This is a genomic window from Paenibacillus sp. FSL K6-1122 (assembly GCF_037977015.1).
GTDB classification, from domain to species: Bacteria; Bacillota; Bacilli; order Paenibacillales; family Paenibacillaceae; genus Paenibacillus; species Paenibacillus amylolyticus.
The window spans coordinates 6,752,538-6,768,167 of the sequence record NZ_CP150272.1 but is presented as its reverse complement, the minus strand read 5'-3'; the positions used below and the strand labels follow the sequence as shown (position 1 = coordinate 6,768,167).

The window sequence follows — 15,630 nt, the reverse complement described above, 5'->3', positions numbered from 1 at the left end:
CAGTCGCATGAGAAAAGTCTATATTTGTCTGCTTTTGTCGATCAAAGCAACAATGCGTTGAAGCGTTTGTTTTGTCCCGCCCTATCGTGTCAATGGAATCTCGATAAGGGTAACCACATTTTATAAGATGGAGAGGGGTTCTCACACATGAAAAAGAAATTTTGGATGTCACTGATGATGGTTGCTTCAATGATCGTTGCAGCAGGTTGCGGAAATAACAGCGGTACAGGCTCGGAATCCGAAGGATCAGGGACTACAACAGGTGGAGGCAGCGAGGAAAAATCATATCAGATTGCCATCTCGCAGATTGTTGAACATCCATCTCTGGATGCTACACGTGAAGGATTCATCGCAGCCCTGAAGGAAGCGGGCATTGAAGAGAACAAGAACCTCAAAATTGATTACAATAACGCGCAAGGTGATTCGACGAACAACCTGTCCATTGCACAGAAAATCTCGGGTGATTCCAAAAATGACCTCGTACTCGGCATCGCAACACCATCTGCGCTGGCGCTGGCTCAACAAGTGAAGGACAAGCCATTGTTGTTTGCAGCAGTGACAGACCCACTGGGTGCCAAACTGGTGACCGATATGGATAAGCCGGGCGGCAATGTTACAGGTGCATCCGACACGAATCCGGAGGCTATTGTACAATTGGCTGACTTTATCGCCAAAAATCTGCCGGATGTGAAAACGGTGGGCTTGGTCATTAACGAAGGTGAACCAAATGCGGTGGTTATGGCAGATAACGCTGAAAAAGCGCTCGCAACACATAATATCAAGCTGGTGAAAGCACCAGTTACGAATACATCAGAAGTAAAACAGGCTACGGATTCTCTGGTTGGCAAAGTAGACGCTTTCTACATCACGCTTGATAACTCTGTCGTGAGTGCGGTTGATACGATCATCCAAACGGCAAACAGTAATAAAATTCCGTTCTTCTCCAGTGATCGGGATACTGTTGAAAAAGGAGCTTTCGCAACCGTTGGCTTCAAATATTATGACCATGGATATCAGGTGGGTGAGATGGCTGCGGACATTCTGAAAAATGGTACAAAACCTGGTGATATGAAAGTCACCGTTCCGGACAAACTGGATCTGATCCTGAACCTGAAAGCGGCTGAAGCCCAAGGTATCACGGTTACGGATGAGATGAAAGCGGAAGTAAAAGATCAGGAAAACAACATTATTCAATAGAATCAATTCATAAATTTAATGAGTTATGAGATTGATTCAATAATCTGACCGGAGTGTAATCCGGCAGTATGGATGCGAGGCGAACATGCAACGGGTTCGCCTCATTCTTTTCGATAGACAGGGAGGAAGTAGTGTGAGTATAAGCTGGAATTCAATTGAAGGGGCGATCGAGCTGGGGCTTTTATATGCACTGATGGCACTTGGTGTATATATTACGTTCCGCATACTCGATTTTCCTGACCTTACCGTAGACGGAAGTTTTACAACAGGAGGCGCAATCGCGGCGGTTATGATCTCCAATGACTTCTCTCCTTGGCTAGCCTGTTTGGCGGCAATGGCTGGCGGCATGGTGGCTGGGGCTTGTACAGGTCTGCTTCATACCAAAGGCAAAATCAACGGATTATTATCCGGGATTTTGATGATGATCGCGCTCTACTCCATTAATATGCGTATTCTTGGCGCACCGAATAAATCCATTATGGGTATGGATAATCCATTCTCAGGTGAGCATGTCATGGTGTTAATTATCATCGTCGTGCTGGTGTTTAAAATTATGCTCGATCTGTTCATGAAAACAGATGTTGGACTGGCACTCCGCGCGACAGGTGATAACAAACGTATGATTCGCAGCTTTGGTGCAAATACGGATGTGACTACCATTGTAGGGGTCAGCTTATCCAATGGATTGGTTGCCCTGTCCGGTGCATTCATTGCACAGCAATCAGGTTTTGCAGACATCACGATGGGCATCGGTATGATCGTTATAGGACTGGCTTCCGTCATTATCGGTGAGGCCATTCTTGGAGCAAGAACGGTATTCTGGGCTACACTTGCAGCGATCGTTGGTTCAATTATATACCGGATTGTGGTTGCACTTGCCCTACAGGTTGAATGGTTTGATACATCTGATCTGAAGTTGATCACCGCGGTGATCGTTATTATTGCTCTTGTATTCCCAACGATGCAACGCTCCATGAAGCAGCGTAGTCTGGCTCGCAAACGAACGGAAGAGTTGATGCGATCCGGGGGTCAACAGGCGAAGGGAGGTATGTGATCATGCTGGAGATTACGCAAGTAACCAAGCTGTTCAACCCAGGTACAACGGATGAGAAGACCGCGCTAGTCGGTGTGAATCTGACGATGAACCCGGGAGACTTTGTGACGGTGATTGGTAGTAACGGGGCCGGTAAATCTACGCTGATGAACATCATCTCGGGTGTGATGAAGCCGGATATGGGCGATGTACTGATCAATGACCGCTCCATTAAAAACCTGCCGGAGCATAAACGTAGCAGCTGGATTGGCCGGGTGTTTCAGGACCCAATGGCAGGAACAGCACCACATATGTCCATTGAAGAAAATATGGCGATGGCATACAAACGTGGCAAAGGACGCGGACTGGGCTTCGGAGTTACCCGTGCCAGACGGGAGATTTTCAACACGCAACTGGAGAAGCTGGGAATTGGACTGGAGAAGCGGCCGAATGCAAAAGTGGGTCTCTTGTCTGGCGGGGAGCGCCAGGCACTTAGCCTGTTAATGGCTACGTTTACCCAGCCGCAAATTTTACTATTGGATGAGCATACGGCAGCCCTTGACCCATCACGTGCCGAACTGATCACGGAACTGACGGAGACACTTGTGCGTGAGATGAGACTGACTACATTGATGGTGACGCACAATATGGAGCAGGCCATTCGTCTGGGTAACCGTCTGATCATGATGGACAAAGGCCGAATAATTCTGGATGTCAGCGAAGAGCGCAAGCGTACGTTGACTGTCCCTGAGTTGCTTGGTGAATTCGAACGGATTAGCGGCAAAAAAATGGCAGATGATCGTGTCGTGCTGGGTTAAGACAAGGGAACACTTGTTGGAAGAACAGCTATACGTACCGTAATCCACAATCTAAGCCATCTATAAGTTAGACGATAAAAACCTTTTGCGTTCTCGCAAAGGGTTTTTATGGTATGTTGAACACGTTGAAAAAATGGAATGAATCTATACGATTTCGGATCAGCGAATTATACATAGTAGGAGGAACCAGGCATGTCTTTGCAATTGGATGAAGGGACATATACGGTAACACGGCGAACGGAATCCATTTGTCTACTCGCCAAGGAATTTGCACTGCTGCATTTCCTGTATGAAAACAAGGAGAAAGCCTTCACCCGCAGTCAACTGCTGGATCGGGTATGGCCGCTTGAATATCCGGTTGAACGCACTGTGGACGATCATATCTATCGCCTGCGCAAGAAATTGAAACGCTGGGATGAGATCCGTCTGGATACAGTACGGGGCTACGGATATCGGCTTGCTGTGTATGAGAACAAGTCCGCTCTACCCGCTAGCCCCTCTGCTCAGGACCCAGAAATGCAGGAGGTCATTCACGGATTACTTCGTAAATATCATGTGTTTGGGCAGGGAAACGCCATACAGACCCTGGTTCAACAACAGGAAGCACTTGGCATTCAGATTGCCCCTTATTATCAGTTGTATATCCGTTTTATACAGGGAGATCTGGAATGGCTGATTACAACGAAAGAAATTCCCTTTGAGGAGCGACTATATTGGCTACTGATTTTCGTGCACCCCCTGATCGAGCCAGTGGATAGTATTCAGTTGTATGAACAGGCGCTGAATTCAGCTGCATTGTCTGCCGATCAGCTTCGCGAACTCCGCATTCTCAACATCGTTGAAGTCTATGTAGAGGTGGGCCAATATCAACGTGCCAAAGAGCAGCTGGAAGAAACATATCGTGTAATAGAGACTGACGAGCTCAAGAATTTCAGACTGCCTGTAGCACTTGCAGCGTTGTATGTGGAACTGTGGGGTGGCAGCGGTGAAGCTGTTGAGGCTCAGATGGCAGTCCTGCAATCAGGATTGAAGGATGCCCCGTATCTGCGAGAGATCGGGCGTTTTCAGATGATGGAAGGATTATGGTTACTTCGGCAGGGACGGATTCGTGAGGCAGAGTTAAGAATGGATGACGGTCTGGATGTATTGAAAATGTCGCTGAACGCACCGCTATATCTGAATGCTGCATATCAGATTCTCCTATTCCTGGGTCATCATCGAATTGAAGGTAGAATTCGCAGTAAGTATCGTCAAGTGTATGCGGAGGTCGGCAAAAGTTACGGTGTACCCGCATATGGACAACAAATTGTAGATGAAATACGTAACTTTTTATCTCATACCTCCCCATCCTCTGATCTTCCTCTGATATAACGCCCTTATGATTACAGCCAAGGAACATACAGACCGCAAGCGGCTGTAATCAAGGGAGGAAGTACATGTATGACCGTCATTTCAAATGAACCCACATCTAATGAATCCACCGAATCACCCGCCTCATCTGCGGAATCTTCCAAAAGCTTATGGACTAACCTCCAGTTTGTCCGCATGTTTATCGCATACTCACTGGCTACGTTTGGAGATTGGTTCGATGCACTTGCGATCCAGGTGATGGTGGCTTACCGCTGGGGTGCTGACCCACTGATCATTGCACTTATTCCTGTATGTATGGCTGTCCCAGGCATACTGCTGGGCTCCTTTGCAGGTGCTCTGGCTGATCGACTGCACAAAGTAAAGATCATGATCTTGTGTGACGTGATCACCGTGGGATTAACCATTGCTATTTTATTCGCGCCAAGCCCGGCATGGTTGCTTCCACTTCTTGCCCTGCGGGCCACGATGGGAGTTTTTCACGTTCCAGCTCAGCAGGCGTTAACCCGCCAGGTGGTGGCAGAGGAGCATCTGTTTCAGGCATCATCCCTAAACGGTTTTGTGAGCCAGTGTTCGAAAGTGGCGGGACCACTTCTGGGTGCAGTCATTTTGGCCTTTTTCTCACCACAAATCTGTATTGTTATTAATGCCTGTACCCGCCTGTTGTCAGGTGCGGTATTATGGCCCTTGCGGCGTTTGGTGGAGAAATCGGAGTCCCTTGAATCAGACGGGAGTGCTGCTAGTGAAAAAGATGGATCGGAATCTTTGTTCTCCCAGTGGAAGCAAGGCTGGCGTTTTATACAGAGCAGTCGCACCGTACTGAGTACGATTCTGTTCGGCTGTTTTGGACTCATGGCCATCCTCATGATTGATTATCAGTTTACGACCCTGTTTCGGGAGATCAAGCCAGGTAATGAATCACTGCTCGGCTGGTTGGGGTCGTCGGCAGGAGCCGGGGCAGTCGTCATCATTTTGTTGTTAAATCGCTTGCCTAGAATTGGGTATGGGTGGGGACTGGGTGGAGGATATCTGTTCGTGGGTGCCGGAATCGCTGCGCTGGGGTGGATCGGCCCACAAACACCTGAAATTTGGGTCATTATCTGGGGCCTCTGCATTGGGCTGGGTAATGGACTCTTTATGGTAACACTGAATTATTTGTTGCAAAAGGAGACCCCTCCTGCCTATGTAGGGCGCGTCTTTGGCATTCAAAACTCGTTATCCAGTGTTGTACTGGTTGTAGCTCCACTTGCAGGTGGAGCGCTCATTCGAGTTGCGGGGCCGAGCCCCACCTTTCAATATATCGGTCTCGCTACGCTGGTAATTGGTCTTGCCGGCATACTGCTACAACGTATCTTATGGGAGAGGAAACAGCCTCTCATAACGGAAGCCAAAGAGAACATTCCGCAGGAATCGGCCTGACAGCTTTGACCCAATTCCTAACATCATTGTATCCACAGTCAGACAACTAGCCGTATTAAAACTTGGGGCTCTCTTAATAGCTAGCTGTTCCTACCATAAAAGAGTGAGGAGATAATCATGGTTTTACCAAAGCCGAGAGAAGCGAACTTACATGTAAATAAGATACGACAAGCGTATCTTCAATATTTTAGGAATTGATGATGCATTACTTGATCCTGATATAGTTCCTTATCCTGAACATGAATAAGAGGAAAGAATCCGTGAATTATAGGTTACTAAACCCTGGAGCAGTGACGCTCAACTATTTTCTTATAAAATGATTGTAAATTCTAAAGGAAGAAAAAGTGAGAGATCAATTCCCAAAACTATTCTTAGATGAAGAGTACGTGTTGTTCTGATTGAGCTTGAATATTCAAAGAAACGGTGATCCTCATCGGTATTTTTTTAGTGATTATATCTTGGATCTGGTGTGGAAACCTATAAATATGGATGTTATTTTCTCATATGGATAATAAATTATTATTTTTTTATAAAATTCCATAACTTTACACTGAGATAAGGTGTTCTTATTATAATCAGATACATTTAATACATTAATTGTATTTGGTTGTACGTAAATAAACCTAAGAGAGGGGAAAGTGAAAAATGAAGTTGAAGTTGAAGTTTCCTGTAATTCTGTCTTTAGTAGTAGCACTGGTAGGAGGTACCAGCTCAGCTGCTTTTGCTGAAACTGAAAATACAGTCTCGGCCGAGTCTAATGTATCAAGAGCATTTATCGTTGAAGATGGGGTGAAAAAAGAGCTTAATACTGAGCAGTATGATCTTTTAATAAAGGAAAATGAGGAAAAACAACAACTTTTAGAGGCACAGAAAAGTATTATGACTAATAGAATTAATATTGGGGATTTAAAGAGTCGTTCTAATGATGATGATTTGATTACACCATTTGCTTTGATTGATCGAAGTAGATACGTTCAGGCTGGCTTCGTACCTACAGTGTATCGGCAAAATTTAGCTCGCAGAATTTCCGTTCCGGTTTATAATTCTGGGACACAAACTGCCACTAGAACTATCTCCTTTGCGGCTTCACAATCCTTTACGAGTAACGTTAGTTTATCCGCTTCTCATACAAAAAAAGCATTTACTGCAGGGGTATCAGTAGGGGCATCGTGGAGCAACTCATACTCTAACACTGATTCAATTGCTCAACCAATACCTCCAAAAAAATACTCATGGATGCAATATACTCCCAACATGAGTAATTCTTTTGGTACAATGTATGAAGAACTATGGAACTTCGATGGTAAGACCAATGTGAAAATAACTGATGAGACATATTTTCTAGACGTTTATATCGCGAAAAAAGGAAATGCAGGATTGCCTGATGGGCTCTATGTAATAATGGAAACTGATACAGTTCCGAATTAAAACAAATCTATTGATACCAAGGAGGAATGATTATATGAATAAACGGGCAGCTGGTATTACCCTCCTTGTCATCTCTGCCATATTGTTTATTTCGAGAAATAGTACACATTTTATTGTTGCGGCAATTATGGGCCGCAAAGATAATGTTTTAGGTGAGGGTATGTTTGAGTACGCTTTGTCAGTTACTAGATCCTTTTCTTTTGTCCCAGAAATAATTGCACTATGTCTAGGAATTATTTATCTAGTATGGGCTGAAATGGACAAAAAGAAAGAATTGCATTGAATAATAAATCATCGTTTTACTCATTCTTAGAGAGCATCCATACGGGTGCTCTTTTTGATCTTAAATGAATCGATTTTATGTCCGTGAGAATATAACACACTGCAAGCATGAATTTTTACGTGTCGCCGCCACATTAGGTGGCCATTACATTCTCGTAACTACTTAGAAGGTATAAGTGTAGATAACTTATTAAAACCGGAGTGGGAGCAATTCATTATGCTCTGTGCTGAACAATCGGTAGAGGTAACGGATTATGATAGAGTGCTTTTTTGATGGTTCGATCTTCGAAGTACAAATCCATATGCTTTTAGGGAAATAAGAAAGATAGACACTAAAGAGATTAAAACATGGCGAGAACTGGCATATGCCGGTTCTTTTTAATGTCTGTCGGCCGTTTGCTATCCTAGAATGTTATATATTGAACGAATCATACTTCCCACCAAGCAAAATAAGCAGTGGAGGCCATCAGCCCACCAACTGAAAGTGATCCGCTGACAGAGAGGTTAATCGCTTGACCCGGAGGAACCACGTAACGGCCAAATTCATTGGACAGAAACGGCCCTGCTTGAAGGGGCATAGCCATCAATGGGGTCGCTCCTGAAGGTGTAGCAGCAGAGAACCGTACCGTGGCTACGCTGGTATTGCTGCTGGAAAGATTGCTGTTTACTGATGTTAGTGTGGTGGGCGATGTCAGTGTTCCATTAGCGCTCAGACTCATGGAACCACTGAAGGAAGATAATAGATTGAGTGATACCGTAATTCCACCAGAGAGCCGTGAGACGTATAGGGTTTTCCCACTCCCTGCGGGATTGGCCAATTGTACGGTGGCGATCACCGTTCCTCCCAGCAACCCCAGTGTTGTGGAGTTGGTGGAACCTGCGTTGTACAGATTGCCTGTACTGCCAGCATTATTCTCCGGAGGTGCAACAATGCCGGGAGAAATATACGTGTTGGTGTTGGACGTATAGACGGGCTGGCTTAACGGGTTGAATACATTATTGTTCGGCACAGTGTGCACCTCCTTTTATCAGGGTCAAACTCAGAATTCCCACCAGAACAGATTAATGGCTGCAGTCTGATTCCCCGTGCCTACGCTAATGGATAATGTTTGTCCCGGTGGAACAATAATGGAGCCATTCAGATCCAGTGAATACATTCCTGCGGTGAGCGGAATACTTGCGATGCTCGTGAAGGTTCCCCCCAGAGTACCTGTATTTTGTCTTGTGGTAACTACACTGGCGTTGGTATTTCCAAGTAACGTATTGACAGGCACTGGTGTGCTACCAGCAGTCACGGTTCCTCCTGAATAGATAACAAGAGTAGCTGCCGCTGTTGTGCCTCCTGTGAGGCTGGATATACGTATTGTTCGGCCGCTGCCGGCCGCATTCAGGATCTGTAGAAGAAGACTCTGGTTGGAAGGAATTAAGGTATTGTTGGTCGTCAGGGCAAAAAAACTGCCTGCAGCAGCTGCACCGCTGTCTGGTGACGCTTCAATGCCCGGGGCTGAGAAGGTATTGGTCAGTTGAGTAAACAGGGGACGATTAGATTGGTTGAATACATTATAGTTGGTCATCTCATCCACCTCCCATAGACCAGTTCATTTGAGCAACATTCCGATTGATTCGTATTTCATTGTACTTGCAGTGTATGTGAAAGAAGCAAAATGGATTGGGGACTGAGCCGTATATCTGGAAATAACGGCGGTTGCCGTGCCCGTATATCCAATCCGGGCATACGATGCGTAAGCACATTTTTTAAGGGGAAATCGAGATGAGTCGAACAGCGAAGCAAAGCAAGAAGAGAACGAAGCAACCAACTAAATATGTCAGTCGCCGCCGCTCCCGTCATTCCTGCCGCGCTAAATTGCTGAAACCCCCTTGTTCCCGGATTACTCGTCCCCGGTTCAAGCAGGGTGCTTCCTCACGTACGAAACTTCCTGGTGCTATTCATTGTTTTACAGAGCATACGTATGTCGGAGCCGAAACCAGTAGCAGCATGGATTCACTCCCGGCACAAGACACCTCATCACTCAGCATGTATACCTATGGCGTTGTGAATCGGGGAAAACATCCGGCTCTTGTACAGATCCAGATCAGCCCCAATGCCGTGGATTATGCTGTGGACAGCCAGGAGGTGGTCGCGGGAGGCCAGACCAAAGCGCTGGTACCATTGCGATTTTTGCACTATACCCGGCTTGCAATTCGATCCGTTGAACCGGATCATCCGACCCGGCTCGATGTTTACTTTCAGGCGCAGCGTATGCCATAAGGGAGTATGATCTCACAGATTTGACCAGGGAGGAGGACGAGGCACATGCCTAACTTTACAACGTTTAATACGAATCCGGATAATCTGAGAACGTTGATTTTTGGCCAGGATAGTACAGGCACAGCCCAGCCTGTCAGAACGGATACAAGCGGGAACGTGGTTGGCATTATTTTGGACGGAACCATCAGTAACATCTCAGGTCTGACCACGGTTACAATTAACGCCGGAACCATTACCAACATTCTGAACGGAACGATCACGAGTGTACTTGGAGCGACGATCACGGCAGGTACGATCAACAGTGTGCTTGGAGCCACAGTTACAGCGGGTACATTAACGAACTTGCTAAATGGTACGATCACAAGTGTATTGGGAGCAACGATCACGGCGGGAACGATTACAAGTGTACTCGGGGCAACTGTAACAGCAGGAACGCTGACAAACTTGTTGAACGGTACAATCACGAGTGTGCTTGGGGCCACGGTGACCGCAGGAACACTGACGAACTTGCTGAATGGTACGATCACCAGTGTATTGGGAGCGACGATTACCGCCGGAACGATCACGAGTGTGCTCGGAGCCACGGTGACCGCAGGAACACTGACGAACTTGCTGAATGGTACGATCACCAGTGTATTGGGAGCAACGATTACCGCCGGAACGATCACGAGTGTGCTCGGGGCCACGGTGACCGCAGGAACATTGACGAACTTGCTGAATGGTACGATTACCAGTGTATTGGGAGCGACGATTACCGCTGGAACGATCACTAGCGTGCTTGGAGCGACCATCACGGCGGGTACCATCACAGGTATACTCGGAGCAACGATTACCGCAGGTACGATCACCAGTGTACTCGGTGCAACGGTAACAGCGGGTACGTTGACCAATTTGCTGAATGGTACGATTACGAGTGTACTGGGAGCAACGATTACAGCCGGAACCCTGACGAACTTATTGAACGGAACCATTACAAGCGTACTTGGCGCAACCGTAACTGCTGGTACATTGACGAACCTGCTGAACGGTACGATTACGAGTGTACTCGGGGCAACGATCACCGCAGGAACCCTGACAAATTTGTTGAACGGAACGATTACCAGTGTGCTGGGTGCTACAATTACAGCGGGAACACTTAGCAGTGTGACATCCATTTCACAGAAGAGTTTCCAGGAGTCCCAACTCATAAGCACCCCGACCGCCAACACCTTCACAGCGCTCCCGGCGGTTACGACCAGTGTATTTGGCACGTATTCTTTCTTTGTATATAACCGGGGGCCGGGTGTAAACCGGGTAGATGCTCTTGTTGAGATCAGCGCCAATGGAACGAACTGGTACACGGATGTGACGACGGTAACGGGCATTTTGTCCGGGTCAGTCGATGTATTGGTACCGCAGCGTTTTCTCAAATACACGCGTCTTTCCTACCGCTCCAGCCTAATCGGTGCACCAAGCACGATTGATGTGTTCTTCAATGGACAAGGCACATAACCCATTTATTTGTCATATAGGTACATGGAGTTCCTTTGGTGGACTTCATGTACTTTTTTGTATTGGAGGTGGTTGGATTTGAAGAACCGTTTACTTGGAATTCATATGATTGTGCAAAATGAAGAACATCACCTGCCCCGCTGTCTCGACAGCTTGAAGCATATCAGCATGGAATGTTTTATCACCGATACTGGCTCATCTGACCGTACACCCGAGATCGCCAGAACGTATGGAGCAACGGTGTTGCACGCCTGTTGGGAAGATGACTTTGCCCATGCACGAAATATCAGCCTGCCTCTGGCGAGCACGGAATGGGTCCTGTGTTTGGATGCCGACGAGTACGTTACGCAGGGATTGGAAGAACTGCTGAATTATTTACCTAAAGTCCATAAAAGCATTTCAAGATTACGTATTACCATAGAAAATCGATACGGCGAAGGGGTAGAAGAGAGCGTTATCTCTCGGCCGGTGAGGCTGTTCCGTGCTCATCAGGAGTATCGATATGTGGGACGCGTCCATGAGCAGTTGGTTCGTTGTTTCCCAAGCAAGCTTGTCCTAGATCAGGCTACTGATATGAATAAGAGCGAGACCTATACAGATGAACAAAACCAATTGATCGAAACTGAACCGCTTGCTCCACTATGTCTGGTTCATGATGGATATCTGGCTTCAACGATTGCGCAAGAGCATAAGCCAAGACGTAATTTGAAACTGATTGAGCGGGAACTCGCAGATGAGCCTGCACAGCCTTTTCACCTGTACAATCTGGGAGTAACGTATTGCCAGCTTGGTGAGGTCGAAAAGGCAATTGAAGCGTTCAGTGAATCATTACACCTGACAGAGTTGCTCGCACCATATCGACCTACACTGGTTAGAGATTATGCAAAGACTCTTGTGGGATCGGAACGTTACGACGAGGCGCATGCAATTCTGGCTGTGGAAAGACAGCGTTATCCATCTTATGCTGATCTGCACCTGTTGTATGGGGAGACGTTGGAGCTGCAAGGTTTGGAGGAGCGTGCATATCAATCGTATGCTCGAGCAACGGACTGTCGGGAGGGAATAGACCGTGTTGGACACAGTGATGGCGGTAGCACGTTAGACGCGTCATATGTAACGGAAGCGGGTTCTAACAGTTACAGAGCCTATACTGCGATGGCAAGACTTGCACAGAAACGGGGATTCTATAAAGAGTCTGCACATCTGTACGGGCTGGCTCTGGACAGCATGTTCACATATGCTCCAGCATGGGCGGGGTTGGCAGACGTGCTGCAACAATCCGGTGAAACGGATGAGAACATAGCAGAAACATTACTTACCAGAAGCAGAGGAATCGGAGAGTCAGATCACGGTGATTTGATTCGTGGTGAAATGCCCCATTCATATGCAGTGACAAATGAGGATCATCTGGTGCAAATGATTCATGTTCTAACAGGCTGTGGAGCATATGAACAGGCATTGAAAATGCTGGATGCAGATTCGTGTACTGCTCGTATCCATGTAGCGGATCAAATACATTGGATGTTGTGTGCGAATAGGGTTTCCGAAGCACTGCAACTGGCAGAAGAACACTGGAACGTGGGGTGTGTGCATGAAGACAATCTGCTGGCTGAGCACAGAATGGATTGGGCACTGGCTTGTTGGGCCAACGGATTAAGATTATCCGAGGCGTTCCTCGCAACTACGCTTCCACAAGAAAAGAACGTTTGGAAGGTCATGGATCGACTGCTGGATCAGCTATCGAAAGAGCCGCGAAGCATGGAACCTGCGTCACAAGAACAGAAGCTTATTCAATGGGGTCCGCAGGCAGAAATGGTAGCAGAGAAGGTTGTGCAGCAAGCCGTAAAGACAGGACAGCTCACACTTGCTGAGCAACTGCATGAGTTGCGGGCCATGATGATGTGTGATCATTGGGGAACGACTTTAACTCGAAGGCGAAAGTTTGCAAGTCTGCTGTATCGTCACGGGTATACCATGGTAGCCGCGAACATCCTGATTCAGTGCATGACCGAGAGTGAGCTGGATGCCGAAGGGTTATTCTGGCTGGGTGAAACGCTGTATGCAAAAGGCCACAACGATCAAGCGCTGTCTCTGTTCGAGCAGGCTCTGGAGCGGGAGCCTGATATGTGGCAGGCCCGAGTTGGATCAGCTGTATGTTACATGCGATTGGCAATGGAGGCGATTCGGCAGGAATTGGTTCGATCTCCTTCTTCAGGTGTACTCGCTGCACAACATAATGCACTGGAACAAAGGCTGCGAACGACCGAGGGTATGCCGTGGCGTACGCTTTTCCATGCAAAGGAAAGGAGGAATCAGCTTGCGAGCGGAACGAATTTCCCTATGCATGATCGTGAAGGATGAGGAAGAGTTACTGCCTCATTGTCTTGCCAGTGTCCAGGGAGCGGTGGACGAAATTATTGTAGTGGACACCGGTTCATCGGATCGCAGCGCGGAGATTGCGCAGCAATATGGCGCGTTGGTTGTGCGATTTGAGTGGTGCGAAGATTTTGCCGCAGCACGGAATGCTGGCCTGGAGCGCGCTTCCAGCGATTGGATTCTCTTTCTTGATGCGGACGAGGCGCTCGATAGGGCTGCGCGGGAGCAGATCAGGAGCTGGACGTTGGTCAGCGGATGTGACGGATTGTTTTTAAACATTCATAACTATACAGGTACGGGTCAGCAGGGGGTTACCGTGAATCCGGTTTTGCGTCTCTTCCGTAATGCCCCGGAGCATCGGTTCGAAGGTCGAATTCATGAGCAGATTGCGGCGGCGATTTGCCGTAGGAATTCAGAGGCTGCTTTTCATGTGACGGACATGGTCATCCATCATTATGGGTATCAGACGGCGATTGTGGAGCGCAAAGATAAGGTGAACCGCAATGTTCGCCTGCTGCAACAGGTAGTGCAGGAAGAACCTAATCAACCGTTCCATCACTATAATCTGGGTGTCGAGTATCTGCGTGTGGGGGAAGCGGAGCGGGCCTTGGAGACGTTTGGTGTGGCTCGGATGGGGATTGATCCTGCGGTGACCAGTTACGCGCATTTGCTGTTCAAATATGAAGTTCGTTGTCTCCAGCATCTGAATCGCTGGCAGGAGGCATTAGATCGTATTGATGCTGCGCTTGAACTCTTTCCAGAGTACACGGATCTGATGCACCATCGCGGGGTATGTGCAGACGCATTGGGTGATGCAGATCGGGCAGAATATTCGCTGCGTGAAGCTGTCCGTATGGGACCACCTCCACCCATATACCATACGGAAGAAGGCATCGGCACCTATCAGACGTGGTATACGTTAGGACGATTACTGGAAGGAAGGGCGGATCTGGAGGGTGCGGTGGATGCTTACGTGGAAGCGGTACGTGCCAAATCGAGTCTGTTACCTCCGCTCTATCGGATATTTCGAATTGTGCGAGTCTCCGGGCAGGAACATCAGATTCCAGAGCTGGTGAGGGAGCGCTTTGCACTCAGTTCGGAAGAGGCTACACACAAAGTATTGGGTATTCTGGAGCAATCTCGTTGTTATGATGCGGCTCTGCAATTGTTATCGGGTATATACTCACAACCCTCCGCAGAGATGAGGGAGCGTTTATCTGTGGCGGAGGCGATGCTCCAAATCCAACAGGGAAGATGGAACAAGGCGCGTCTGAAACTGGAACCTGTGCAGCGGAAAAAAGGGCTGCTCGCGATCTCGTCTGCACGATGGCTCGAACGTTTGGAGTGGATCGAGGGGAAGAAAGTCAACGGAGATGATCCATTGACCTTGTGGTTGAAGCGTAGTTCGCAGGTGGGTGAAGGAACGAATGAGGAACCTGCTGTGCAGACAGGACGAATTGCTGGTCTGAGAGCAACAACGAAGAAGGAGATGGACTCCAGCATAGACGGAACCGTTACAGGAGCAGAGTATGATGGCTGGCAGGCCCTCGGACTAATGATGGAAGGATGTGTACAGTCCGGGAGATGGCAAGAGCTGCATAGCCTGATTCAGATGTGTCGACAGCAATTGGCTGGAGAAGGGTTATCGGTGGAACAGAGCGTTCGAGTGGGAGAGAAGGAGAAAGAGATGGAAGGGAAAAAGGAAAACGGGAAGGTGAGTGACATTGATTCGTTCCCTGGGGCTTCGGATACCCTGACGGGAACCAGCTGGCTGGTGAAAGGATTGGTCAGTGCTGCGGACCATCATCTGGAGGTGTTCGCTCAGCATACAGATGGACAGCGGCACCGTTGTTGGCCTGTCGTTCAGCATATTCGGCTGGAGTTGCCGGGAGCGGACGGGTTTGAGAGCTGAGAGGGATCAGGCAGCGGGAGTTCAACTTAATTCAGCG

The 15,630-nt window shown here is 47.8% G+C and carries 13 protein-coding genes; 11 read left to right on the top strand and 2 right to left on the bottom strand.

All coding sequences use genetic code 11. The annotated features are described in order from the left end of the window. Positions 1–147: 147 nt before the first annotated feature. The 7 genes from NSQ20_RS30055 (at position 148) to NSQ20_RS30025 (ending at position 7,546) form a co-directional block, all read left to right on the top strand. The gene (locus NSQ20_RS30055) at positions 148–1,197 is read left to right on the top strand and encodes an ABC transporter substrate-binding protein (RefSeq protein ID WP_047840843.1); all 1,050 of its coding nucleotides are present in this window, start codon (positions 148–150) and stop codon (positions 1,195–1,197) included. A gap of 133 nt (positions 1,198–1,330) precedes the next feature. Further along, entirely contained in the window at positions 1,331–2,251 is a 921-nt protein-coding gene (locus NSQ20_RS30050) for an ABC transporter permease (protein ID WP_036606658.1), read from the top strand. A gap of 2 nt (positions 2,252–2,253) precedes the next feature. Further along, entirely contained in the window at positions 2,254–3,048 is a 795-nt protein-coding gene (locus NSQ20_RS30045) for an ATP-binding cassette domain-containing protein (RefSeq protein ID WP_036606660.1), read from the top strand. Between the two features lie 192 nt (positions 3,049–3,240). Further along, positions 3,241–4,419 carry a winged helix-turn-helix domain-containing protein gene (locus NSQ20_RS30040; protein WP_340031418.1) on the top strand — a complete coding sequence of 393 codons (1,179 nt, stop codon included), beginning with the start codon at positions 3,241–3,243 and terminating at the stop codon, positions 4,417–4,419. A 69-nt stretch (positions 4,420–4,488) separates the two neighbouring features. After that, positions 4,489–5,835, top strand: a complete 1,347-nt coding sequence (locus NSQ20_RS30035; protein ID WP_340031417.1) for an MFS transporter — start codon at positions 4,489–4,491, stop codon at positions 5,833–5,835. A gap of 645 nt (positions 5,836–6,480) precedes the next feature. After that, positions 6,481–7,263 (top strand): hypothetical protein, encoded by a 783-nt coding sequence (locus NSQ20_RS30030; RefSeq protein ID WP_076320090.1) that lies wholly within the window; start codon positions 6,481–6,483, stop codon positions 7,261–7,263. A 34-nt stretch (positions 7,264–7,297) separates the two neighbouring features. After that, entirely contained in the window at positions 7,298–7,546 is a 249-nt protein-coding gene (locus NSQ20_RS30025; protein WP_340031416.1) for a hypothetical protein, read from the top strand. 427 nt (positions 7,547–7,973) lie between these two features. On the opposite strand, the gene NSQ20_RS30020 is transcribed toward NSQ20_RS30025, so the two are convergent. Next, positions 7,974–8,555, bottom strand: a complete 582-nt coding sequence (locus NSQ20_RS30020; protein ID WP_036671589.1) for a hypothetical protein — start codon at positions 8,553–8,555, stop codon at positions 7,974–7,976. A 30-nt stretch (positions 8,556–8,585) separates the two neighbouring features. Further along, positions 8,586–9,119 carry a hypothetical protein gene (locus NSQ20_RS30015; RefSeq protein WP_340031415.1) on the bottom strand — a complete coding sequence of 178 codons (534 nt, stop codon included), beginning with the start codon at positions 9,117–9,119 and terminating at the stop codon, positions 8,586–8,588. Positions 9,120–9,316: 197 nt separating this feature from the next. Between NSQ20_RS30015 and NSQ20_RS30010 the strand changes: the two genes are divergently transcribed. The 4 genes from NSQ20_RS30010 (at position 9,317) to NSQ20_RS29995 (ending at position 15,593) form a co-directional block, all read left to right on the top strand. Beyond that, on the top strand, positions 9,317–9,814 hold the full coding sequence (locus NSQ20_RS30010; RefSeq protein ID WP_338707275.1) for a DUF6385 domain-containing protein: 498 nt from the start codon (positions 9,317–9,319) through the stop codon (positions 9,812–9,814). Positions 9,815–9,859: 45 nt separating this feature from the next. Continuing rightward, positions 9,860–11,305, top strand: a complete 1,446-nt coding sequence (locus NSQ20_RS30005; RefSeq protein ID WP_338707274.1) for a DUF6385 domain-containing protein — start codon at positions 9,860–9,862, stop codon at positions 11,303–11,305. Positions 11,306–11,383: 78 nt separating this feature from the next. Further along, positions 11,384–13,666: a glycosyltransferase gene (locus tag NSQ20_RS30000; protein ID WP_340031413.1), complete on the top strand. Its 2,283-nt coding sequence runs from the start codon at positions 11,384–11,386 to the stop codon at positions 13,664–13,666. Further along, positions 13,623–15,593: a glycosyltransferase gene (locus tag NSQ20_RS29995; protein WP_340031411.1), complete on the top strand. Its 1,971-nt coding sequence runs from the start codon at positions 13,623–13,625 to the stop codon at positions 15,591–15,593. Before NSQ20_RS30000 ends, NSQ20_RS29995 begins: the two co-directional genes overlap by 44 nt. Positions 15,594–15,630 lie beyond the last annotated feature (37 nt).

Coding starts and splice junctions, on each gene's coding strand:
- NSQ20_RS30025 (WP_340031416.1), top strand. CDS start 7,298: ATGAATAAACGGGCAGCTGGTATTACCCTCCTTGTCATCTCTGCCATA.
- NSQ20_RS30040 (WP_340031418.1), top strand. CDS start 3,241: ATGTCTTTGCAATTGGATGAAGGGACATATACGGTAACACGGCGAACG.
- NSQ20_RS30015 (WP_340031415.1), bottom strand. CDS start 9,119: ATGACCAACTATAATGTATTCAACCAATCTAATCGTCCCCTGTTTACT.
- NSQ20_RS30055 (WP_047840843.1), top strand. CDS start 148: ATGAAAAAGAAATTTTGGATGTCACTGATGATGGTTGCTTCAATGATC.
- NSQ20_RS30045 (WP_036606660.1), top strand. CDS start 2,254: ATGCTGGAGATTACGCAAGTAACCAAGCTGTTCAACCCAGGTACAACG.
- NSQ20_RS30030 (WP_076320090.1), top strand. CDS start 6,481: ATGAAGTTGAAGTTGAAGTTTCCTGTAATTCTGTCTTTAGTAGTAGCA.
- NSQ20_RS30010 (WP_338707275.1), top strand. CDS start 9,317: ATGAGTCGAACAGCGAAGCAAAGCAAGAAGAGAACGAAGCAACCAACT.
- NSQ20_RS30035 (WP_340031417.1), top strand. CDS start 4,489: ATGACCGTCATTTCAAATGAACCCACATCTAATGAATCCACCGAATCA.
- NSQ20_RS30005 (WP_338707274.1), top strand. CDS start 9,860: ATGCCTAACTTTACAACGTTTAATACGAATCCGGATAATCTGAGAACG.